The organism is Bacillota bacterium (genome assembly GCA_029961055.1).
Classification (GTDB): domain Bacteria; phylum Bacillota; class Sulfobacillia; order JAIMAT01; family JAIMAT01; genus JAIMAT01.
Window position 1 is genome coordinate 36628 of record JASBVM010000023.1, and the last position, 22060, is coordinate 58687.

The following is a 22060-nucleotide window of genomic DNA, read 5'->3' on the forward strand; positions in this document are numbered from 1 at the left end:
GCTCGCACAATCCCCGCTGCGATGCAGCCCGAGCGGGGATCCGGCCGGCGGTGGGACGGTCCCCGGGCGGACGGCCCCCGGGCGCGCGGGTATAATGCCGGCAGATCAGGGGGTCTGGGCGCATGGTGGGCAAGTATTACATCCGCACGTGGGGCTGCCAGATGAACGAGCGCGACAGCGAGGTGCTCGCGGGTCAGCTCGAGGCCATGGGCTACGAGGCGGCGGAGGGGCCGGAGGAGGCGGACGTCGTCCTCCTCAACACGTGCACCGTCCGCGACAACGCCGACCAGAAGCAGCTGGGCGAGATCGGCCGGCTCAAGCCGCTCAAGGCGGCCAGGCCCGAGATGATCCTGGGCGTGGCCGGATGCATGGCGCAGGTGCCGGAGGCGGTAGAGCGGATCCGGCGGCAGGCGCCCTTCGTCGACCTGGTCTTCGGCACGCACAACCTGCACCGCCTGCCGGAGCTGATCGAGCGGGCGCGCCGGAGCGACGAGATGGTGGTGGACGTCTGGCAGTACGCCGAGGGCGTCCAGGAGCACCTTCCTTCCCGCCGGGCCAGCCGGGTCCGGGCCTGGGTCAACATCATCTACGGCTGCGACAAGTACTGCACGTACTGCATCGTCCCCACCACCCGCGGCCGCGAGCGGAGCCGGCGTCCGGAGGAGATCCTGGCCGAGGTGCGCGGGCTGGTGGACGCGGGCTACAAGGAGATCACCCTGCTCGGCCAGAACGTCAACTCCTACGGCCACGACCTGCCCGAGCCGTACGACTTCGCCGACCTCCTGCGCGAGATCGACCGCGTGCCCGGCATCGGCTGGGTCCGGTACATGACCTCGCACCCGCGGGACTTCACGCCCAAGCTGATCGAGACCCTGGCGGAGAGCGAGCACATCTGCGAGCACATCCACCTGCCGGTCCAGTCCGGCTCCGACGCGGTCCTGCGCCGGATGAACCGCAAGTATACGGTCGCGCAGTACCTGGAGACCGTCGACCGGATCCGCGCGCGGATTCCGGAGGCGACGCTGACCACCGACATCATCGTCGGCTTCCCGGGGGAGACCGAAGCGGATTTCGAGGCGACCCTGGACCTGGTCCGCCGGGTCCGCTACGACAACGCCTTCACCTTCGTCTACTCGCCGCGCGCCGGCACGGTGGCCACCCGCTGGCTGGCCGGCGACCCGACCACGGAGGAGGAGAAGCACCGCCGGCTGGAGCGGCTGAACGACGTGGTCTACGCCATCGCCCGGGAGAAGAACGAGACGCTGGTCGGCCGCGAGTTCGACGTCCTGGTCGAGGGGCCCAGCAAGAAGGATCCCTCGGTCTTCAGCGCCCGCACCCGGGGTAACAAGCTGGTCCTGGTGCCGGGCGGGCAGGTGCGGGCCGGCGAGTGGGCCCGCGTCCGCATCACCCGTGCCCACACCTGGACGCTGGAGGCGGAGGCGATCGGGCGGCCGGCCGGCGCCGAGCCCGCGCCCGGCCTGGTCGTGGCGGCCGCGACCGCGCGGGCAGGTGGCCGGCGATGAGGGCGAGCCTTCTCGTCCGCGCCCGGGAGCTGGCCAGGGAGCTGGAGGAGAGCGAGGAGGTGGCCGAGCTCCGGGCGGCCGAGGCGGAGCTGGTCGAGCGGGGCGAAGGCGACGCCCAGGCGCTCCGCCGTTACCAGGAGGCGCGCCGGAGGGTGGAGGCGACCACCACCGCCATCCTGAATGTCCTCTCCGCCGTTCTGACCGGCGGGCCGCTGGGACCGGCGGGGTGCTCCGCCTGCTCCCTGGCCCGGGGAGGGGTGGCGGCAGGGGCGGCGCGGGCGGTGGCGGGAGCGACGGCGGCGACGCCGGCCGCACAGGCGGAGGCATGAGCGCCGCCTCCCCCGACGGCCTGGCCGCCCGGGGGCAGCGCGGCCCGGGCCGGAGCGCAGGAACGCCGCCCCTCCTCGACCAGTACCTCCGCATCAAGGCCGAGCACCCGGATGCGTTGCTCTTCTTCCGCCTGGGCGACTTCTTCGAGCTCTTCTTCGAGGATGCGGAGATCGCCGCCCGCGAGCTCGACCTGGTGCTGACCGGGCGCGAGCTGCAGAAGGGCCACCGCGTCCCCATGTGCGGCGTCCCCCACCACGCGGCGGAGGGCTACATCCGGCGGCTGGTGGAGAGGGGCTACCGGGTGGCGCTCTGCGAGCAGATGGAGGACCCGCGCCTGGCGAAGGGCCTGGTCCAGCGCCAGGTGATCCAGGTGATCAGCGCCGGGACGCTCCTCGAACCGGGGCTCCTCGATGCCGGCCGGAACAACTTCCTGGCGGTGGTGGCGCCCGGGCGCCGGTCGCTGGGTCTCGCCTACGCCGACGCCTCCACCGGCGAGTTCCGGGCGGGCGAGTGGGAGGCGGGCGAGGAAGGCTGGCTGGAGGAGCTGGACCGCCTCCAGCCCGCCGAGGTGCTCCTGCCCGAGGGCCTCCCCAAGCCGCTGGAGGAAGCGGTCCGGGAGCGGGGCTTCCGCCTCACCCGGCGCCCCGCCGGCGACTTCGACCCCTCCCGGGCGGCCGGGAGGCTGAAGGAGCACTTCGAGCTGGCTTCCTTGGATGTCTTCGGGCTGGAGCCGCGGCCGCAGGCGACGGCGGCCGCCGGGGCGCTCCTCGCCTACCTGGAGGAGTCCCAGCCGGGCGGCGTCGGACAGCTGACGGAGATCCGCCTGCTCGAGCCGGGCGAGGCGATGCTCCTCGACCCGGCCACGCGCCGGAACCTGGAGCTGACCCAGCGCGGGCCGGAGGGCGGGCGCCAGGGGACGCTCCTGGAGGCCCTGGACGGGACGGTCAGCGCCCTGGGGTTGCGGACGCTCCGGCGCTGGATCGAGCGCCCCCTCAACCGCGCCGAGCCCGTCCTCCGCCGGCTGGACGCGGTGGAGACCCTGGTCCGGGAGGCGCTCGAACGCAGCCGGTTGCGGAAGCTCCTGGGCGGCGCCCGCGACGTGGAGCGCCTGGCCACCCGCGCCGTCCTCGGCCTGGCGGGGCCGCGCGAGCTGCTGGAGATCGCCCAGACGATGGAGGCCGCCCAGGCCGTCCGCCAGCTCCTCTCCGGGCTGGAGCTGCCGGAGCTCCTCCAGGAGCTATCGGCCGACCTGGAGCCGCCGCCCGGCCTCGCCGAAGAGATCCGCCGCGCTCTGGTGGACGAGCCTCCCGCCGTCCTGGGCGAGGGCGACGTGATCCGCCCCGGCTACGACCAGGAAGTGGACCGCCTGCGCGCGCTCAGCGGCGACAGCGAGGAGGCGATCCGCGCCATCGAGCGGCGCGAGCGGGAGCGGACCGGGATCCGCAGCCTCCGCGTCGGCTACAACCGCGTCTTCGGCTACTACCTCGAGGTCTCCCGCTCCCAGCGCGGCCAGGTGCCGCCCGACTACACCCGCAAGCAGACGCTCGCCAACGCCGAGCGGTACGTCACCCGCGAGCTGAGCGAGCTGGAGGCGCGGGTGGAGAGCGCCCGCGAGGCGCTCTCCCGGCGCGAGGCGGAGCTCTTCGCCGACCTCCGCGCCCGCGTCGGCCGGGAGCTCCGGCGCCTGCGCGCCTCGGCGCGCGCGCTGGGCCGGCTGGACGCGCTCCAGGGACTGGCCCAGGTGGCGGCGGAGCGCGGCTGGGTCCGGCCGGAGGTGGACGGGGGCGACCGGATCGAGATCGTCCAGGGGCGTCACCCCGTGGTCGAGCGGATGCTCGGCCCGGGCGAGTTCGTGCCCAACGACACCGTGCTGGGCCCGGAGCGCCGCATCCTCCTGATCACGGGACCCAACATGGCGGGGAAGTCGACCTACGCCCGGCAGGTCGCGGTGCTGGTGCTGGCCGCGCAGGTGGGGAGCTTCCTGCCCGCCGAGTCGGCCCGCATCGGCGTGGTCGACCGGATCTTCACGCGCATCGGCTCCGCCGACGACCTGGCGGCGGGGAAGTCCACGTTCATGGTGGAGATGGGGGAGGTGGCGCACATCCTGCGCCGGGCGACCCCGCGCAGCCTGGTCATCCTGGACGAGGTCGGCCGCGGCACCAGCACCTTCGACGGGCTGAGCCTCGCCTGGGCGGTCACCGAGTACCTGCACGACCGGGTGGGCGCCCGCACCCTCTTCGCCACCCACTACCACGAGCTGACCGGGCTGGAGGCGAAGCTGCCGGCGCTGGTCAACCTGACCATGGCGGTGGAGGAGGAAGGGGGGCGGATCCTCTTCCTGCGGCGCGTCCGCCCCGGGGCGGCCAGCCGGAGCTATGGCATCGAGGTCGCCCGGCTGGCGGGGATTCCCGCGGAGGTGCTGCGCCGGGCGCAGAAGATCCTGGAGCGGCTGGAGCGGGAGCAGGCGCGGAGGGCGGCTCGGAGCCGGGTGGAGCGCTCGCCGGAGGCGGAGCAGATGACGCTGGTGCCACCGCCCGAGATGCTCCAGGTGCTGGAGGAGCTCCGGCAGGTGGATGTGGAGCGGACCACGCCGCTGGAGGCGCTGGAGCGCCTGGCGGCCTGGCAGGCGCTCCTGCGGGGGAGCGACGCGGGTTGAGTATCCGCAGGTTGCCGCGCGCCGTCACCGAGCGGATCGCTGCCGGCGAGGTGGTGGAGCGGCCGGCCTCCGTGGTCAAGGAGCTGGTGGAGAACGCCCTGGACGCGGGAGCGCGGCGCGTGCGGGTGGAGCTGGAGGACGGCGGTCGCGGCGCCATCCGCGTGGTCGACGACGGCTCGGGGATCGCCGCCGAAGAGCTGCCGCTGGCGGTGGAGCGGTACGCCACCTCCAAGCTGGAGCGCTTCGAGGACCTGGAACGGCTGCGGACGCTGGGCTTTCGGGGCGAGGCGCTGGCGAGCATCGCGGCTGTCGCCCGGCTGGAGATCCACAGCCGGACGCCCGAGGCGGAGGTGGGCTGCCGCCTCCGGATCGATCCCGATCACCCGGCGGAGCTGGAGCCGCTGGCCATGGCACCGGGCACCCGCGTCGACGTGCGCCAGCTCTTCCGGAACGTGCCGGCGCGGCGGGCCCACCTGCGCTCGGCCCGGGCCGAGCTGCAGGCCTGCGAGGAGGTGGTCGCCTCGCACGCCCTGGCCCACCCCGAGGTGGCCTTCGAACTGGTCCACGGGGGCCGCATGATCCTGGCCACCCCCGGCGACGGACGGCTGCGGCACGCGGTGGCGGCCATCTGGGGCGAGGAGGTGGCGGCCCCGCTGCTGGAGGTCCGGGCGGAGGAGGCCACCCCGGCGCCCTTGCGCATCTCGGGCCTGGTCGGCCCGGCCGGGCTTGGGCGGGGCTCGCGGGCGCTGGAGCGGCTGGCCGTCAACGGCCGGCCGGTGGAGAATGTGGCGCTGCGCATGGCCGCGGAGGAAGCCTACCGGAACCTGCTCCCCCTGCACCGCTACCCGATCCTCTTCCTGTCGCTGGAGCTGCCCGCGGCGGAGGTGGACGTCAACGTCCACCCCACCAAGCGGGTGGTCCGCTTCCTCCACGAGAGGGCGGTCCAGGGCTCCGTCTACGCCGCGGTCCGCCGGGCGCTGGCGCCGACGCAGGCGGGTGGGGCACCGACCGCCTGGGCCGGGGCGGGGCGCGTCCGGGACCGGGGGGTGGCGGCCGGTGACGGGTGGCGGCAGATCTACGCGCCCGCGGACGGCGCGCCCCCGGCCGCGACGGACCTCGAGCCGGGGGGGCGGCCGGAGGCGGGGGTGGCGTCGGGCGGCGCGGGTCCGGCGGGCGAGGCGGCGCCGGCCGCCTCCCGGCCGCTCCCGCGGCTCCGGCCCCTGGCGCAGATCCACGCCACCTACCTGGTCTGCCTGGAGGAGACCGGCGGTCGGCAGCGGCTCTGGCTGGTCGACCAGCACGCGGCGGACGAGCGGTACTGGTTCGAGCAGCTGGAAGGGCGCGCGCCCGGCGAGGGGGTGCAGCCGCTCCTGGCGCCGCTCCCGGTGCCGGTGGACCGCCGGAGGCGGGAGGCCTGGGAGGAGCGGCGACCGCTCCTGGAGGCGCTGGGCTTCCGCGCCGAGGAAGGAGGCCCCTCCAGCCTCTGGCTCCGCGCCATCCCGGCCGGGCTCCGCTCCCCGGAAGGGCTCTTCGCCGACCTCCTGGACGACGAGGCGCCGGGTGGCGCCTGGGAGGAGAGGCTTCGCGCCTGGCGGGCGCGGGTCGCCTGTCACGCCGCCGTGCGGGCGGGCGACCCCCTGGAGCCGCCTGCGCGGGAGGCGCTGCTGGAGCGCTGGGCATCCTGCCGGGCGCCCTGGACCTGCCCTCACGGCCGGCCGACGGCCCTGGAGATCGACCAGGCGGAGCTGGCCCGGAGGTTTCTCCGCCGGTGAGCGGACAGGCGCCCGGGGAGTGGGTCAGCCTGGTGCTGGTCGGGCCGACGGCGGTCGGCAAGAGCGAGTTGGCGCTCCGCCTGGCCGAGCGTTTCCACGGGGCGGTGCTGACGGCCGACTCGGCCCAGGTCTATCGCGGCATGGACGTGGGCACCGACAAGCCCCGGCTTGACCAGCGGCGCCGCATCCCGCATTATGGTATTGATCTGGCAGAACCGGTTGCGGAATTCAGTGTCGCGAACTGGTTACGTGCGGCGCGGGATGCACTCGCGGAGTGCCGCCGCTCCCGGAGGCTGCCGGTGGTGGCCGGGGGAACCGGTCTCTATGTAGAAGCCCTCCTCCGCGGTTATCGCTTCGCGCCGACCTCACCCCGTCTGCGGCAGCAGTTGCTGGTACGGCTTCAAGAAGAAGGCCCGGAGCCGCTGCTCCGCGAGCTGGCCGCACGTGACCCCGCGACCTACGCGACCATCGACCGTCGGAACCCGCGCAGGCTTCTGCGCGCGCTGGAACGGGCCATCCTGAACGAGGAGCCCGGTGGGTGGGAGCAGCGGGGCGAAGGGGAGCGTCCCGCACTTCCCGATCCGGCGGAGCTGAGGCGGCTGCTCGGACGGACGGTGATCGTCGGGCTCTGCCGGAATCGCGCCGAGCTGGTGGAACGGATCCGGAAGCGGATCGCCAGGGAGATGGCAGACGGCCTGCTCGAGGAAGTGGCCGGCCTCCTCGCCCGAGGTGTCCCGCGCTCCGCCGCCTCGATGCAGGCGCTCGGCTACCGCCAACTCGCGGCGCATCTGCTGGACGGCCTGTCCCTGGAAGGCGCGCTGGACCGGCTCGACCGCGACACGCGGCGTTTCGCCAAACGGCAGATGGCCTGGTTCCGCAACCGGCTTCCCGGAGCGACCTGGTTCAACCTCTCCTATGCGACGCCCGGCGAGGTGGAAGGCTGGGTGGAGTCAGCCTTTGCCAGATCCGCGGGTATGCCGGAGGAGAGGCCGGCATACTAAGTTTCAACGCGCTCCTTGGCTGCGGTGAGGGGCGGGCGCCGCAGGCGCCCGGAGCGCAGGGCAAGGGGTGGTCGCATGATCGGCAAAGCGACGGCAACCATGGACGGGTCGCTGCTGCGAGGCAGGACCGTCTTCCTGAGCACCTATCCTCCCCAACGCTGCGGGATCGCCACCTTCACGCAGCACCTGGTGGAGACCATGGCCGGACTCTCCGTCGAGCCGCCGGCCGTGGTGGCGGTGAGCGACGGTGTCGACGCCCGACTCTACCCGGACGAGGTGGTGGCGGTCCTGGACCGCGAGGACCGCCCGGCCTACCGGGAGACCGCGCGCATGCTGAACCGCTCCGGGGCGGGGGCGGTGGTGGTCGAGCACGAGTACGGCATCTTCGGCGGCACGGACGGGAGCGATCTTCTCGAGCTGACCGACGCGCTGGAGATCCCGTGGGTGGTGACGTTGCACACGGTCCTCCGCCATCCCACCGCACGCCAGCGGGCGATCATCCGCCGGCTGGCGGAGCGGGCCCGGCGGGTGGTGGTCCTGGCGCAAAGGGCCCAGGAGATCCTGGTGGACGTCTACCGCCTGGACCCCTCGCGCCTCGTCCACATCCCCCACGGCGCGCCGGACGGGGTGCCCGTCTCGCGCCACGAGCTGAGGCGCCGGCTGGGCCTGGAGGGCGCCACCGTCCTCTGCACCCTGGGGTTGATCAACCCCGGGAAGGGGATCGAGTACGTGATCGACGCCCTGCCCATCCTGGTGCAGGAGTTTCCGGACCTTCTCTACCTGGTCCTCGGACAGACGCACCCGGGGATCCTCCGCCAATCGGGTGAGTCGTACCGTGAGATGCTGAAGCTCCGCGCCCGGCAGCTCGGCGTGGAGGAGCACGTCCGCTTCGTCGACACCTACCTGGACGACCAGAGCCTCGTGGAGTACCTGGTCGCGTCGGACATCTACATCACGCCCTATCTCTCGCCGGAGCAGATCTCCAGCGGGACGCTGGCCTACGCGGTGGGGCTGGGCAAGGCGGTCATCTCCACGCCGTACGCCTACGCGCAGGAGCTCCTGGCCGACGGCCGCGGCCTGCTGGTGCCCTTCCGGGACGCGGAAGCCATCGCGGAGGCGGTCCGGGCGGTCCTCGGCTCGCCCAGGCTCCGCCGCGGCATGGAGCGGCGCGCCCGCCTGGTCGGACGTTCCATGGCCTGGCCGCGGGTGGCGGAGGAGTACCTGGGGCTGCTCGAGGAGGTGAAGGAGCCCGGCTCGCGCCGGGGGAGGAGGGGCGGGCCCGTGGTCACCCTCGCCGGCAGCCGGGCGGTGGTCTTGGGTGCCAAAGGGGGGATCGCCCGCCGTGAAGCTGCAGCCTCCCACGCTGGACCATCTCTGGCGGATGACCGATGACACCGGGATCATCCAGCATGCCACCGGCAGCATCCCGGACCGGAAGACGGGGTACACCACCGACGACAACGCCCGGGCGCTGATCGCCGCGCTCTGGGCCTTCCAGCGGGGAGAACGCGAGGCGGCCATGCTGGTCGAGCGGTACATGGCCTTCCTCGGCTGGGCCCAAGAGGAGGACGGCACCTTCCACAACGAGTTCACCTACGACCGGCGCCCGGTCGCGGGGGGGCGGAGCGAGGACGCCACCGGCCAGGCGGTCTGGGCGCTGGGCGAGGTGATCGCGGCGCGGGAGAGGGGTTGGGCGGAGGCCGCGCTGCCCCGGCTTCGGCGCTGGCTGGAGGCGGCCCCCAGGCCTCGGTACATCCGTTCGGCCGCTTTCGCGCTCCTGGGCCTCGCCCGCGCGGCGTCCGGCGAGCTGGCGGAGCCCCTCGCCCGCCGCCTCGAGGAAGCGGGCGAAGCCCTGACGGGCCTCCTCCTGGAGAGGTACCATGACGCCAGGCGCCCGGGCTGGGAGTGGGTGGAGGACCGGCTCACCTACGCCAACGGAGCGCCGCCCGCGGCGCTGCTGGCGGCGGGGCGGACGTGGGGCTGGAGTGAGGCCGTCGCCGCCGGCGAGCGGATGCTCCGCTGGCTGGACGACCTCTCGTGGGAGGAGCAGGTCCTGGTCCCCGTGGGCAACCAGGGCTGGTACGCCCGCGGCGGCGAGAAGGCCCGCTTCGACCAGCAGCCCATCGATCCGGCCTGGATGGTGCTGGCCCACGTCGAGGCGGCCGCCGCCCTGGACAGCCGCTCCGACCTGGAGCGGGCGGAGTCGGCGCTCGGCTGGTTCGGCGGCCGGAACCTGCTGGGCCTCCCCCTGGTCGACCCGGTCAGCGGCGGTTGTCACGACGGCCTCGGCCGGGAAGGCCTCAACGCCAACCAGGGCGCCGAGTCCACCCTCGCCTGGCTCCTCGCCTTCTACGGGTTCGAGAGGGCGCGGAACGCGGTGGCGGTGCGGGCGGCCGGGCGGAATGCCTGGAGCCGGGGCGCCAGCAGCCTGGGCGCGACCGGAGCCTGAGTTGGAGGCGGATGAGCGTGAGCGAGACGAAGCCCCTCGTCGACACCCCTGCCAGGACGGTGGAGAAGCCGTGGGGGCGCGAGATCTGGTGGGCGCAGACCGACCGCTATGTGGGAAAGATCATCGAGGTGAAGGCGGGAGGCTCGCTCAGCCTCCAGTACCACGAGCGCAAGATGGAGAGCATGTACTTCGTGGAAGGAAGCGGCACGCTGCTCCTGGGCGACCGGGAGATCCCGATCCGACCCGGGCTCCACGTGACCATCCCGCCGCTCACCCGGCACCGGGTGATCGCCACCCGGGACACCCGCTTCTTCGAGGTCTCCTCGCCCGAGGTGGAGGACGTGGTCCGGCTGGAGGACGCGTATGGGCGCGCGGGCACCAGCGACTGAGGCGAACTCCGTGCGCGGGAGGATGGACGGGGTGGAGGGGCCGGGGGCCACGCCCCCGGCCCCTCGCGGGATCAGGCGCCCGTCGCGCCCCCCTCAGCGCCGGAGTGCCTCCACGGGTTCCAGGCTGGCGGCGGAGAGAGCGGGGTAGATGCCGAAGACCAGGCCGCAGCCCAAGGCCACGGAGACGGCCACCTGGACCGCCTGCGCGGTGACCGCCGCCTCCAGGCCGTAGCGGGTGAAGAGCTGGCTCCCCCAGATCCCTGCCGCCACCCCCGCCAAGGCGCCGGTGCCGCTGAGGAGGAGCGCCTCCAGGAGGAACTGGGCCACCAGGTCGCCCTGCTTGGCGCCCAGCGCGCGGCGGAGACCGATCTCGCCGGTCCGCTCGGTCACCGCCACGAGCATGATGTTCATGATGCCCAGCCCGCCCACCAGGAGCGAGACGGCCGCCATGCCGCCCAGGAGCAGGGTCATCACCCGGTTGGCGCGGTCGGCTTCCTGCACCATCTGGTTCATGTCGGTGATGCTCAGGAGCTCCTGCCCGGAAGGAAGCGCGAGGCCGGGCTGCGCCGGGCCGGGCCGGGCCGGCGGCCCCGGGGGAGGGGCGACGGGCCCGGGCTTGACGGGAGCCGGGGCGGAGCCGGCCGGGCCGCCCGGTTCGGACGTCGCCGGGGACCCGCCGGGGGCGGGGGTGGGCGCCGACTGGTCGAGGCCGAGCTGGCGGCGGAAGATCCGCCCGAGCTGGGCGACGGCGAGCTGCGCTTCCTCCGGCGAGCGGGCCTTCGCCCAGATCTCGTCCGCGTCCGTCCGCTCCATCAGGTCTTCGGCCAGGGTGTACGGGATGACGACGCTCCGGTCCACGTCCTGCGGGTCGCCGGGCCGGGGCGCGAAGACGCCCATGATGCGGAACTCCTGGCCGCCCACGGTGAGGCTGCGGCCCACCGGGTCCCGACCGTTGAGCAGGCCCCGGGCCAGCTGGTAGCCGATCACCGCCACGTGCACCCGCCGGCTGACATGGAAGCCGGTGAAGAAGCGGCCGGAGACCAGTTCCAGACCGCGCACCCGTGCGTAGTCGGCGGAGGCGCCGAGGACGGGGAGGCTCCCCCGCGTCCAGCGCCAGCGGACCGGCAGGGACTTGCGCAGGATGGGCGTCGCGGCCTCCAGGGAGGGGACGCGCTCCAGCAGGGAGGCCGCCTCGGCCGGGTCGAGGTGGACGTTGGGGTTCTCGGCCCTGACCACGACGACGTTGCTGCCCAGCCGTTCGAACTGCCGGACCACCGCCTGCCGCGCACCCTCGCCGATGGCCATCAGGCTGATCACCGAGGCGACCCCGATGCCGACGCCGAGCACGGTGAGAAGCGAGCGGAGGGGCCAGGCCAGCACCCCGTGCCAGGCCATCTGGAGGGCGAACGCCAGCCGTACCCCCCAACCCCTCAGGCGCCCTGCCGTACGCGCCATCACAGTGCCGTCCCCCCTAGTCGCCCGCGCCCGGGCCGGTCCCCGGGCCACCGGAACCGCCCGGGGACCCGCCCTGCCCGCCGGAGCCACCCGGACCGGAAGAGCCCGGGGCGCCCGGCAGAAGCCCGGGCGAGGTCAGATGCTGGCTGGGCAGGAGGTCGGCCGAGCTTCCGGTGATCACGCGGTCGCCTTCACGCAGGCCGGAGAGCACCTGGGCGTACCGGTCGCTCACCAGCCCCAGCCGGACGACGACCGTGCGGGTGGTCCCGTTCTCCTGCAGCACCTCCACCTTCGACTGTCCGCCTTCCTCGAAAATGGCCTCGACGGGCACCAGCAGGGCATCCTTGGCGCTGCCGGCGTCGATGTGCGCCCTGGCCTGCATGCCCGGTCGCAGCTCCGGGACGCCGGCCACCTGGATGACCACCTGGAACTGGGTGATGCCGCTCTGGTCCTTGCCCATCATGGAGACGTTGGTCACCGTGCCGCGCAGCACCCGGCCGGGCAGCGCGTCCACCGTCACCTGGACCGGCGACCCCTGGCGCACCTTGACGACGTCGACGTCGCTGACCTGGGCGAAGACCTGCATGCGGGAGGTGTTCAGCACCTGGCCGAGGTACTGCCCCGGCTGCAGGAGGGCGCCGGGCTGGAGGGGGGGCATGCCGACCACGACGCCGTCCATGGGCGCTCGCACCTCCAGCTGGCTCGCCTGGGCCTCGTCCTGGGCCAGTTTCCGCTCGGCGTCGCGGAGAGCCTGGAGCTTCTCCTCCACGGCGGCCTGGAACTCGCTCCCCGCCAGCGTCAGGATCGGGTCGCCGCGGTGCACCGGCTGCATGTCCTGGACGAAGAGCTGGGTGACCGAGGCGGCCGCGGGGCTGGTCAGCGGCTCGCTCTGCCCGTAACTCTTGATCTGCTGGCAGTAGCGCAGCCAGCTGAGCGAGGAAGGCTCCTCCGAGCCGGAGCTCGCAGGCCGGCGCGGGTTGCTGCGGTCGAAGCCCACCTGGGCCTGCATGCCCGGGCGGAGGAGACCGGGATTCTCCCCCTCCAGGGTGACCCAGTAGACGAACTGCGACGGACCCGTCGCCTGGCCGCCGCCGGCGACCGGCGCCGCTTCGGGACTGCAGCCGTTCAGCTCGGAGAGCGGCATCGGGATCAGGTTGGGGTTGATCTGCGTCACCCGGGCCGGGACCAGGCCGTCGAACTCGTCGAAGCGGAGGTAGGCGGTCTCCCCCTTCCGGACGCCGGCCAGCTCGCCGGGCGCGAGCCGGGCGACCACCACGAAGCGGGACTCGTCCACCACCTGGGCGAGCAGCTGCCCCTGCTTCACCTCGCTGCCCACGCCGACGCCGAGGCCGGTCACGCGGCCGTCGACGGGGGCCGTGACGGTGATGCCCCGCGCCGGGTCGATGCGGTCGACCTGCTCCGGCGTCACCCCCGCCAGCTGGGCCAGGTCGGAGCGCGCCTGCTGGACGGCCTGGCGGTCTTGCTGGAGCTGCTGATCCAGGCTTGGAGCCGCGAGGCGGGCCACCACCTGCCCGGCCCGCACGGGGTCACCCTCGCGGACCAGCACCTCCTGCAGGACATACGAGGCCGAACCCGGGCCGGGGCCGACCCCCTGGCCCGGCGGGAAGGGCACCTGCAGGCCGCTCCCCTCCGAGGGGTTGAGCGGCCCGGTCGTATCCACCCCCACCGAGATCTCGCCCCGCCGGACGGTGGCGGTGGCGTAGAGCGGCGCCTGGGGCGTCCTGGCCGGCGGAGGGAGGAGCCGGCGGTAGGCGAGGTAACCGCCGCCCAGGACGACCAGCAGTACGGCCAGCGTCGCTGTCACCCTGCGGATCACGGTCTTTCACCCCCATCTGTCCCGGGGGCGGCCGCCCCCGCGGGAAGAGCCGCCGCCCCCGCGGCGGGCGCCTCTTCCCCGGTCTCGTCGGCGAGGAGGCGGTCTGCGACGGGCTCGTCGCTGACCACCCGGCCGTCCAGCAGCCGGATGAGCCGGCTCGCATGCCGGGCCACGCGTTCGTCGTGGGTCACCTGGACGACGGTCAGTCCCTGCTCGCGGTTGACGCGCTGGAAGATGGCCATGATCACGCGGCTGGAGTGCGAGTCGAGGGCGCCCGTCGGTTCGTCGGCCAGGATCAGTGCCGGCCGGCCGACCAGCGCCCGGGCGATGGCCACCCTCTGCTGCTCGCCGCCGGAGAGCTGGGAGGGGCGGTGATGGGCCCGGGCGGCCAGACCGACCGCCTCCAGCGCCGCCATGGCCAGGCGGTGGCGCTCGCGAGCCGGCAGACCGCGGTAGACCAGCGGGAGCTCCACGTTGGCCAGGGCATCGAGGTCGGGCATCAGCCGGAAATCCTGGAAGACGAAGCCGAGGAAGCGGTTGCGCAGATCGGCCAGTGCCCCGTCGCTCATGCGGTCGGTCAGGCGGCCCGCCACCTCGCGGCTGCCCGAGGTGGGCCGGTCGAGGCAGCCGATCAGGTTGAGGAGCGTGGACTTGCCGGAGCCCGAAGGGCCCATGATGGAGACGAACTCGCCGCTCTCCACGGCCAAGTCGACACCCCGCAGCGCGTCGACGTGGACCTGACCGCTGCGGTAGCTGCGCGCCACCCCAGCCAGCCGGACGACGACCATCGTCCTCCCTCCCCGAGGCCACGGAGTGGGCGGCTCCGCCCGGCCGGGCGGGCCGGGCCGGCCGACCTCCATTGCCAGAGACGTGCCATCGATGGCGAGGGTTCCCTCCGCTGGGAGAGCTCCCCTGCCTGTGCGGCCGGGGTCGGGCCCGCATAGAGATGAATCCGCGAGGAGGCGGGTCGGGGGTGGCGAGCGAGGCCGGGCGCGCCGTGGCGGAGGCGCTGGAGAGGGGCGAGATCGAGCCGCTGGAGGCGCTCCGCCGCCTCCGGCGCCTGCCCGCAGGCCCGCCGGAGGGGGGCGGCGGGCCTGCCGCGGTGAGCGCCGCCGCGGCGCCGAGCGCTCCCGCACCGCCCGCCGCGGAGGGAGGGGCGGAGCTGGACGCGGCCCTGGCCGAGCTGGACCGCCTGGTCGGGCTGGAGGAGGTCAAACGGCTGGTCCGCGAACTGATCGACTTCGTCGAGGTGCAGCGCCGCCGCCAGGCGCAGCGCCTGGTGACGGAGCCCACGGTGCTCCACGCGGTCTTCCGCGGCAACCCCGGAACCGGCAAGACCACCGTCGCCCGGCTGCTGGCCCGGATCTACCAGGCCCTGGGCCTGCTGGAGCGGGGCCACCTGGTGGAGGTGGAGCGGGCCGACCTGGTGGGGGAGTACATCGGCCACACTGCCCAGAAGACGAGGGAGCAGGTGCGCCGCGCGCTGGGCGGCATCCTCTTCGTCGACGAGGCCTACTCCCTGGCACGGGGCGGCGAGAAGGACTTCGGCAAGGAGGCCATCGACGTCCTGGTCAAGGCCATGGAGGACCACCGGGGCCGCTTCGTCCTCATCCTGGCCGGCTACCAGCTGGAGATGGAGTGGTTCCTCGCCCAGAATCCGGGGCTCCGCTCGCGCTTCCCGATCCAGATCGAGTTCCCCGACTTCGAAGTGGACCAGCTGGTGGCGATCTGCGAACTGATGTTCCACGAACGCGAGTACCGCCCCTCCCCGGAAGCCCTCGCACAGCTGCGCCAGAGGCTCCGCCGCCCCGAGTGGGCGCGACCGGTGGCCCAGGGGAACGCGCGTTTGATCCGGAACCTGGTGGAACGGGCCATCCGGCGGCAGGCGAGCCGGGTGATCCGCGAGGACCGGCGGAGCCGGGAGGAGCTGATGGAGATCACCGCCGACGACCTGCTGGGGGGCCTGCCGGCTTGAGCCGGGAGGGACCGGTGGCCCTCCTGGTGGGCCGACCGGGTGTGGGCAAGAGCGCGCTCTTCCGTCTTCTGGCCGCTTCGCCGGCGGGGCCGGGCGACGGCATGGGCCGTGGCTGGCCGGTGCGGCGCCCGCAGGAGCGACGGACGAGGCCCGGACCGCCGCCCCCGCTCGGCGTCGCCTGCCGCTGGTACCGGCTCGAGCTCGGGCGCGGGCGCGTGGAGCGGCTCCTGCTGGTCGAAGGCGCCTCTGTTCCCGAACGGCTTCCTGCGGCGGTGGCGGAGCGGAGGCGGCTGGGGGAGACACTGCTCCTCCTGGAGGACGCCGAGATGGTCCTCCACGTCCTGGACGGGCCCCGGCTGGGGCTGGAGCCGGAGGCGAGCTGGCTTCACCCGATCGACGAGGAGCTGCAGAGGATCGGGGTTCGGCGGCCGGCCTACGCGGCGGTGGTGAGCGGGACCGACCGCCCGTGGGGACCGACGGGCCTCGCCCGTCTGAGGGAGCGCTGGTCCGGCCTGCCCGTCTTCCCCTTCTCGGCTGCCACGCGGGAGGGCGTCCGGGAGATCCGCTCCTGGCTGAGGGAGCAGCTGGGCCGCGCGCGCGTGCGTTGACAGGCGTCCGGGTGCCCGGTACTGTAACGACGGCACGGCGACGGCGATTCCTGCCATGAGACCCCGCGTGCGGGGAGGAGGCGGGAAGGTTGGAGCAGCAGCCGGGGGGCGAGGAGCCCCTTTTCTCCATCGGCACCGTGGAGAAGCTGACCGGCCTCACCAGCCGGCAGATCCGATACTACGAGACCAAGGGCCTGATCCGGCCCAGACGGACCCCCGGTCACCAGCGGCTCTACACCCGGGCCCAGGTGGAGCGCCTCCGCCAGGTGAAGCGCCTGCTGGACGAGGGCAGGAGCCTGCAGCGCATCGTCCACGAGCTCCTGTCGGAGGAGCGCGAGGGGGCGGACGAAGGGGTCCGCTACGCCACGCCTGCACGCTTCCTCCGGCGGGGCTTGACCTCGCTCTACCCGGTCCGCGAGGCGGGCGAGCTGATGCGCCTGGTGGAGAGCCGCCGGCGGGAGGAAGGCTCGGGGGAGCCGGAGCAGGGCGAGACGTGGCGCGGTGCGGGCGGCCCCGGCCGCCGCGCGCGCGGCAGGAGGCGGACGGATGGCCAGGAGGACGCCTGAGGAGATCCTCCGCACCGTGCGGGAGCAGGAGGTCCGGTTCGTCCGGCTCCAGTTCACCGACGTGCTGGGCGTCATCAAGAACGTCGACATCCCCGCGGCACAGCTGGAGAAGGCGCTGGCCGGCGAGCTCGCCTTCGACGGCTCCTCCATCGAGGGCTTCGTCCGCATCGAGGAGTCGGACATGGTGCTCCGGCCCGATCCGGACACCTTTGTCGTCTATCCCTGGCGGAACCGCGACGGGACCCGGACGGCCCGGCTGATCTGCGACATCGCCAACCCGGACGGGAGCCCCTTCGAGGGCGATCCCCGCCGCGTCCTGCGGCGGGCGATGGCGCGGGCGGCCGAGCAGGGGTTCGTGATGAACGTGGGGCCGGAGCCGGAGTTCTTCCTCTTCGGGACCGACCGGGAGGGGAACGCCACCACCCAGACCCAGGACCAGGCCGGCTACTTCGACCTCGCACCCGTCGACCGGGGCGAGGAAGCGCGCGCCGACATGGTGGTGACCCTCCAGGAGATGGGCTTCGAGATCGAGGCCTCGCACCACGAGGTGGCGCCGGGGCAGCACGAGATCGACTTCAAGTACGCCGACGCGCTGACCACCGCCGACGCCATCGTCACCTTCCGCTTCGTGGTGCGGACGGTGGCCGCGGCGCACGGGCTCCACGCCACCTTCATGCCCAAGCCGCTCTTCGGCGTCAACGGCTCCGGCATGCACCTCCACCAGTCGCTCTTCCGCGGGGAGGAGAACGCCTTCTACGACCCGCGGCGCCCGGACGGGCTCTCCGAGGTGGCGCTCCACTACATCGCCGGCGTCATGCGCCACGCCCGGGCCATCACCGCCCTGGCCAACCCGCTGGTCAACTCCTACAAGAGGCTGGTCCCGGGCTACGAGGCGCCCACCTACGTCGCCTGGTCCCACCGCAACCGGAGCCCGATGATCCGCATTCCGGCCAAGCGCGGGCTGAGCACGCGGATCGAGCTCCGCTCGCCCGACCCCAGCTGCAACCCCTACCTCGTCCTGGCCGCCTGTCTGCGGGCGGGCCTGGAGGGGGTCGAGGAGGGCCTGGTCCCGCCCGAGCCGGTCAACCGGAACCTCTACGCCATGAGCCCGCGGGAGCGGGAGGAGCTGGGCGTGGGGGAGCTTCCGGGCAATCTGGGCGAGGCGCTGGAGGAGCTGAGGAAGGACCCGCTGATGCGGGAGACGCTGGGCGAGCACGTCTTCCACCGCTACCTCGAGGCGAAGGAGATCGAGTGGGAGACCTACCGGAGCCAGGTCCACCCCTGGGAGGTGGAGCAGTATCTGCGCACCTTCTGACTTCCTCGCCTCGCTGGTTGAAGCCGGGAACCGCCTGGCGACAGGGAAGTGTCGCAGCCAGCGAGAATAGTGGCGGCGGAGACTGAATCGTCATTCAGTCTCCGCCGCCTTCGTTCCGGTCCCTTCCGCCGCGGCGCCCGGCCGCGGGCAGAGGGGTGCCGGGGCGGGCCGACTTCCTGAACGGGGGGTTGCCCATGCGACTGGTCGTAGGACTCAAAACCATCCTCGATCCCGAGATTCCGCCCCGTGACTTCCGCATCGACACGGAAGCCCGGCGGCCCGTGCAGGGCAGGGCTTCGCTGGTGATCAGCCCCTTCGACGAGAACGCGCTGGAGCTTGCGCTCCAGTTGAAGGACCGGGACGCCTCGACCCACGTGGTCGCGCTCAGCGCCGGCCCCGCCAGCGCGGAGGAAGCGCTGCGGAAGGCGCTCTCGCTCCGCGTGGACGAGGCGGTCCGCGTCGATACCGATCCCCTGGACGAGCCCGACAGCGAGCAGACCGCGCTCCTGCTCGCCAGGGCCGTCGAGCGGCTGGGCGGAGACCTCCTCCTGGTCGGCCGCCAGGCGGGCGACTGGGACCGGGGCCAGACCGGCCTGATCGCCGCCGAGATCCTGGGCTGGCCATGCGTCACCTCGGTCTCCCGCATCGAGGCGGCGGACGGCAGGCTCCGCCTCCGCCACGAGGGCCCCGGCGGGCTGGAGGTGGTGGAGGCGGCGCCGCCGCTGGTCCTGACGGTGACCAACGACGAAGCCAACCAGCTCCGCATTCCCAAGGCGCGCGACATCCTCGCCACCCGCTCGAAGAGCGTCACCCGGCTCGGCCTGGCCGACCTGGGCCTCTCGCCCGAGACGGTCCGGCCCGCCACCGAGGTGACCCGGCTCTACGTGCCCGTGGAGGAGCACCAGTGCGAGTGGATCGAGGGCGACGACGCCGAGTCCAAGGCGCGGGCGCTGGCCGAGCGCCTGCTCGCGCTCAAGGTGCTCTAGGGCGAGGGTCTTCCCGACACCGACCAGGAAGCGAGGGTCCCTGCGATGAGCGTGCTATCCATTCTCCTTCTCCGCGACGGCGCCGACCTCGACAAGGCGGCGCTGGAGGCGCTGGGCGCGGGCCAGGCGGCCGCCCGGGCGCTGGGCACGGATCTGGAGGCGGCCGTGGTCAGCGCGGGCGGGCAGAGCCCGGAGCTGGCCCCCTATGGCGTGCGGGCCGTCTACCGGCTGGCCGGCCCGGCGGGCGAGTACCAGCCCGAGCGCTGGCTGGCGGCGGCGGAGGGGCTGGTCCGCGCGGCCGGCGCCGACGTCGTCCTCTTCACCGGCGATGCCGCCGGGCGCGAGCTGGGGCCGCGGCTGGGCCGCCGGCTCGGCACCGGCAGCGTCACCGAGTGCACCGACTTTCACGTCGAGGACGGCCGGCTGGAGGCGGTCCGGCCGGTCTTCGGCGGCAAGGCGATCGCTCACGTCCGCACGGAGGGGCGGCCTGCCGTGCTGGTCACCCGCTTTCACGCCTTCGCCCCGGCGCAGGCCGGGAGCGGGGAGGGAGCGGCGCCGGTGCAGGAGGTGGCGGTGGAGCTGCCGGCGGCCGACGGCCTGCCGCGCGTGGTCGAGCGGATCGAGGAGAGCGGGGAGGGCATCCGCCTGGAGGAAGCCCGGCGGATCGTCTCGGGCGGCCGCGGCCTGGGCGGCCCGGAGAACTTCGCGCTCCTGGAGGAGCTGGCGCGGGTGATCGGCGCCGCCGTCGGCGCCTCGCGGGCGGCGGTGGACGCGGGATGGGTGCCGGCCAGCTACCAGATCGGCCAGACCGGCCACATCGTGGCGCCCGACCTCTACCTGGCCGTCGGCATCTCGGGGGCGAGCCAGCACCTGGCCGGCATCGGCGGGGCGCGCCATGTGGTCGCGATCAACAAGGACCCCAACGCCCCCATCTTCAAGGTGGCCGAGCTGGGGGTGGCCGAGGACTACAAGAAGCTCCTTCCCCCGCTGATCGAGGAGCTGAGGCGCCGGCTCGCCTGAGGGCGGGCGTCCGGTGCGGAGCCAGCGGGAGGGGGCGGTACCGTGAACGAGGCGACACGTCCGATCTACTGGAACATCGTCGGGCACAACTGGATGTACGCGCTGCTGGCGGTCCTGGTGGCCGTCCTGGCCTGGGGGGTCTACGAGCGGATCCGGCTCTGGCGGCTGGGGCGCCCGGAGCTCCGGGTCGACCAGCCCTGGCGGCGCCTGGTGGAGATGAACCGGCAGGTGATCCTCCAGATCCGGCTTCTGCGCGACGCCCTCTCGGGTCCCATGCATCTCTTCCTCTCCTGGGGGTTCGTCGTCCTCTTCCTGGGGACGGTGGTGGTCTTCCTCCAGGCCGACCTGGGCCTGCCCGTGATGCGGGGCCCCTTCTACCTCTACTTCCAGTCGATCAGCCTCGACGTCTTCGGGGCGCTGGCCCTGATCGCCACCGTGGTGGCCGCCTGGCGCCGGTACGTGGAGCGCCTTCCGCGGCTCTCGCGGACGGTCCAGGACTGGGTGATCCTCGCGCTCTTCGCCGTGATCCTCCTCACGGGCTTCGTGATCGAGGGGCTGCGCATCGAGGTGACGCGGGACCCGTGGGGGCCCTGGTCGCCGGTGGGCTACCTCTTCGGCCGCGCCCTGGGAAGCTTCCTCAGCGTGGGCGCCATGACCGCCCTCCACCGCGGGCTCTGGTGGTTCCACCTGGTGATCGCCTTCGCCTTCCTCGCCCTGATCCCGTTCAGCAAGCTGTTCCACATCCTGCTGGCGCCGCTCAACGTCTACTTCCGCTCGCTCGAGCCCAAGGGCGAGCTGCCGCCCCTGGACGTGGAGGCGGCGGCCGAGGCGGGGGAACACCTGGGCGCGGCGGAGCTGACCGACTTCACCTGGAAGCAGCTCTTCGACCTGGACACCTGCACGGAGTGCGGCCGCTGCGAGGCGGTCTGCCCGGCGCACGCCGTCGGCAAGCCGCTCGACCCCAAGTACGTCATCCTGAACCTGCGCGACCACCTGCACGCCGAGGGCCCCTCGCTGGTCGCCATGGCGGCGCGGAACGGGCAGGCGGCCGGGGAGGGCGGGGCGGGCGGCGCCACCGCGACGGCCTCCGGGGTCGGGGAGGGTGAGCCCGTCTCCCGCCTGGTGGGGCCGGTGATCGACCCGGAGGCGCTCTGGGCCTGCACCACCTGCCGGGCGTGCATGGAGGCCTGCCCGGTCTTCATCGAGCACGTCCCCACCATCGTCCAGATGCGCCGCTTCCAGGTGATGGAGATGGCGGACTACCCGGCCACGATGCAGGAAGCGCTGACCAGCCTGGAGGAGCGCGGCCACCCGTTCCGCGGTTCCACCGCCTCCCGCCTCGACTGGGCGGAGGGGATGGAGGTGCCGCTCCTCTCGGAGCTGGGCAGCGCCGGGCAGGTGGACTACCTCTTCTGGGTCGGCTGCAGCGCCGCCTTCGACGAGCGGAACCAGAAGATCGCCCGCGCGCTGGCGACGCTCCTGGACCGCGCGGGTGTCCGCTACGCGGTCCTGGGCGACGAGGAGCGCTGCACCGGCGACCCGGCGCGGCGCATGGGGAACGAGTTCCTCTTCCAGATGACGGCGCAGGAGAACATCGACCTGCTCAACCGTTACGGCGTCCGCAGGATCGTCACCCTCTGCGCCCACTGTTACAACGTCCTGCGCAACGAGTACCCGCGCTTCGGCGGCCGGTACGAGGTGGTCCACCACTCGCAGCTCCTCCAGGAGCTCCTGGACGCGGGCCGGCTCGAGGTGACGGAGCCGTCGCTCCTCGAGACCACCTACCACGACCCCTGCTACCTCGGCCGCTACAACGACGAGTACGAGGCGCCACGAGCGGTGCTGGGCGCGGCGGTGGGCGGCGGCGTGCGGGAGATGGAGCGCAGCCGGAACCAGTCGTTCTGCTGCGGCGCCGGCGGGGGCCGGATGTGGGCGGAGGAGGACCCCTCCCAGCGCGTCAACCGGGAGCGGGCGCGGCAGGCGCTGGCCACCGGTGCGCGGCGCGTCTGCACGGCCTGCCCCTTCTGCATGACCATGCTGGAGGACGGGATCAAGAGCGAGACCGGCGGCGACGGGAGCGTCGAGGTCCGCGACCTGGCCGAGATCCTGGAGGAAGCGACGCGACCCAAGAACTGAACGGAGGCGCGGAGCGCGGCGGGCGGAGCGACCGTGCCCGTG

Annotated in this window: 18 protein-coding genes; 15 read left to right on the forward strand and 3 right to left on the reverse strand. The window is 73.4% G+C overall.

Going from position 1 to position 22060, the window contains the following annotated elements:
- The first annotated feature begins 122 nt into the window (after window positions 1–122).
- From miaB to QJR14_06895, 8 genes are all read left to right on the forward strand, one after another.
- Window positions 123–1523, forward strand: a complete 1401-nt coding sequence (miaB, locus tag QJR14_06860) for a tRNA (N6-isopentenyl adenosine(37)-C2)-methylthiotransferase MiaB (GenBank protein MDI3317317.1) — start codon at window positions 123–125, stop codon at window positions 1521–1523.
- The gene (locus QJR14_06865; GenBank protein MDI3317318.1) at window positions 1520–1852 is read left to right on the forward strand and encodes a hypothetical protein; all 333 of its coding nucleotides are present in this window, start codon (window positions 1520–1522) and stop codon (window positions 1850–1852) included. The genes miaB and QJR14_06865 overlap by 4 nt, the downstream gene beginning before the upstream one ends.
- On the forward strand, window positions 1849–4509 hold the full coding sequence (gene mutS, locus QJR14_06870; protein ID MDI3317319.1) for a DNA mismatch repair protein MutS: 2661 nt from the start codon (window positions 1849–1851) through the stop codon (window positions 4507–4509). Before QJR14_06865 ends, mutS begins: the two co-directional genes overlap by 4 nt.
- Window positions 4506–6281 (forward strand): DNA mismatch repair endonuclease MutL, encoded by a 1776-nt coding sequence (mutL, locus tag QJR14_06875; GenBank protein ID MDI3317320.1) that lies wholly within the window; start codon window positions 4506–4508, stop codon window positions 6279–6281. The genes mutS and mutL overlap by 4 nt, the downstream gene beginning before the upstream one ends.
- On the forward strand, window positions 6278–7282 hold the full coding sequence (miaA, locus tag QJR14_06880; protein ID MDI3317321.1) for a tRNA (adenosine(37)-N6)-dimethylallyltransferase MiaA: 1005 nt from the start codon (window positions 6278–6280) through the stop codon (window positions 7280–7282). Before mutL ends, miaA begins: the two co-directional genes overlap by 4 nt.
- A gap of 75 nt (window positions 7283–7357) precedes the next feature.
- Entirely contained in the window at window positions 7358–8674 is a 1317-nt protein-coding gene (locus QJR14_06885; GenBank protein MDI3317322.1) for a glycosyltransferase family 4 protein, read from the forward strand.
- A complete protein-coding gene (locus QJR14_06890) occupies window positions 8625–9731 on the forward strand; it encodes a glycosyl transferase (GenBank protein ID MDI3317323.1) in 1107 nt (368 codons plus the stop codon). The genes QJR14_06885 and QJR14_06890 overlap by 50 nt, the downstream gene beginning before the upstream one ends.
- Before the next feature lie 17 nt (window positions 9732–9748).
- The gene (locus QJR14_06895; GenBank protein ID MDI3317324.1) at window positions 9749–10120 is read left to right on the forward strand and encodes a cupin domain-containing protein; all 372 of its coding nucleotides are present in this window, start codon (window positions 9749–9751) and stop codon (window positions 10118–10120) included.
- A gap of 93 nt (window positions 10121–10213) precedes the next feature.
- Here the strand turns inward: QJR14_06895 and QJR14_06900 are convergent, their stop codons facing one another.
- Genes QJR14_06900 through QJR14_06910 form a run of 3 tightly spaced genes read right to left on the reverse strand, consistent with a single transcriptional unit; the run spans window position 10214 to window position 14200 of the window.
- Window positions 10214–11575, reverse strand: a complete 1362-nt coding sequence (locus QJR14_06900; protein MDI3317325.1) for an ABC transporter permease — start codon at window positions 11573–11575, stop codon at window positions 10214–10216.
- A 16-nt stretch (window positions 11576–11591) separates the two neighbouring features.
- The gene (locus QJR14_06905) at window positions 11592–13412 is read right to left on the reverse strand and encodes an efflux RND transporter periplasmic adaptor subunit (protein MDI3317326.1); all 1821 of its coding nucleotides are present in this window, start codon (window positions 13410–13412) and stop codon (window positions 11592–11594) included.
- Window positions 13409–14200, reverse strand: coding sequence for an ABC transporter ATP-binding protein (locus QJR14_06910; GenBank protein ID MDI3317327.1), 792 nt, complete (start codon window positions 14198–14200; stop codon window positions 13409–13411). Before QJR14_06910 ends, QJR14_06905 begins: the two co-directional genes overlap by 4 nt.
- A 185-nt stretch (window positions 14201–14385) precedes the next feature.
- Between QJR14_06910 and QJR14_06915 the strand changes: the two genes are divergently transcribed.
- From QJR14_06915 to QJR14_06945, 7 genes are all read left to right on the forward strand, one after another.
- Window positions 14386–15387 (forward strand): AAA family ATPase, encoded by a 1002-nt coding sequence (locus tag QJR14_06915; GenBank protein MDI3317328.1) that lies wholly within the window; start codon window positions 14386–14388, stop codon window positions 15385–15387.
- Complete coding sequence (locus QJR14_06920; GenBank protein MDI3317329.1) at window positions 15384–15995, forward strand: GTPase domain-containing protein; 612 nt, start codon at window positions 15384–15386, stop codon at window positions 15993–15995. The genes QJR14_06915 and QJR14_06920 overlap by 4 nt, the downstream gene beginning before the upstream one ends.
- Window positions 15996–16084: 89 nt before the next feature.
- Entirely contained in the window at window positions 16085–16561 is a 477-nt protein-coding gene (locus QJR14_06925) for a MerR family transcriptional regulator (protein ID MDI3317330.1), read from the forward strand.
- Window positions 16542–17876 carry a type I glutamate--ammonia ligase gene (gene glnA / locus QJR14_06930; GenBank protein ID MDI3317331.1) on the forward strand — a complete coding sequence of 445 codons (1335 nt, stop codon included), beginning with the start codon at window positions 16542–16544 and terminating at the stop codon, window positions 17874–17876. Before QJR14_06925 ends, glnA begins: the two co-directional genes overlap by 20 nt.
- Window positions 17877–18070: 194 nt before the next feature.
- On the forward strand, window positions 18071–18862 hold the full coding sequence (locus QJR14_06935) for an electron transfer flavoprotein subunit beta/FixA family protein (protein ID MDI3317332.1): 792 nt from the start codon (window positions 18071–18073) through the stop codon (window positions 18860–18862).
- Window positions 18863–18907: 45 nt separating this feature from the next.
- On the forward strand, window positions 18908–19882 hold the full coding sequence (locus QJR14_06940; protein MDI3317333.1) for an electron transfer flavoprotein subunit alpha/FixB family protein: 975 nt from the start codon (window positions 18908–18910) through the stop codon (window positions 19880–19882).
- 42 nt (window positions 19883–19924) lie between these two features.
- On the forward strand, window positions 19925–22018 hold the full coding sequence (locus QJR14_06945; GenBank protein MDI3317334.1) for a heterodisulfide reductase-related iron-sulfur binding cluster: 2094 nt from the start codon (window positions 19925–19927) through the stop codon (window positions 22016–22018).
- The last annotated feature ends 42 nt before the right edge of the window (window positions 22019–22060 follow it).

Bases quoted from the DNA above. Each gene is read 5' to 3' on its own strand.
- QJR14_06885 (MDI3317322.1), top strand. From the start codon at position 7,358: ATGATCGGCAAAGCGACGGCAACCATGGACGGGTCGCTGCTGCGAGGC.
- QJR14_06910 (MDI3317327.1), bottom strand. From the start codon at position 14,200: ATGGTCGTCGTCCGGCTGGCTGGGGTGGCGCGCAGCTACCGCAGCGGT.
- QJR14_06935 (MDI3317332.1), top strand. From the start codon at position 18,071: ATGCGACTGGTCGTAGGACTCAAAACCATCCTCGATCCCGAGATTCCG.
- mutS (MDI3317319.1), top strand. From the start codon at position 1,849: ATGAGCGCCGCCTCCCCCGACGGCCTGGCCGCCCGGGGGCAGCGCGGC.
- QJR14_06940 (MDI3317333.1), top strand. From the start codon at position 18,908: ATGAGCGTGCTATCCATTCTCCTTCTCCGCGACGGCGCCGACCTCGAC.
- QJR14_06865 (MDI3317318.1), top strand. From the start codon at position 1,520: ATGAGGGCGAGCCTTCTCGTCCGCGCCCGGGAGCTGGCCAGGGAGCTG.
- miaB (MDI3317317.1), top strand. From the start codon at position 123: ATGGTGGGCAAGTATTACATCCGCACGTGGGGCTGCCAGATGAACGAG.
- QJR14_06900 (MDI3317325.1), bottom strand. From the start codon at position 11,575: ATGGCGCGTACGGCAGGGCGCCTGAGGGGTTGGGGGGTACGGCTGGCG.
- glnA (MDI3317331.1), top strand. From the start codon at position 16,542: ATGGCCAGGAGGACGCCTGAGGAGATCCTCCGCACCGTGCGGGAGCAG.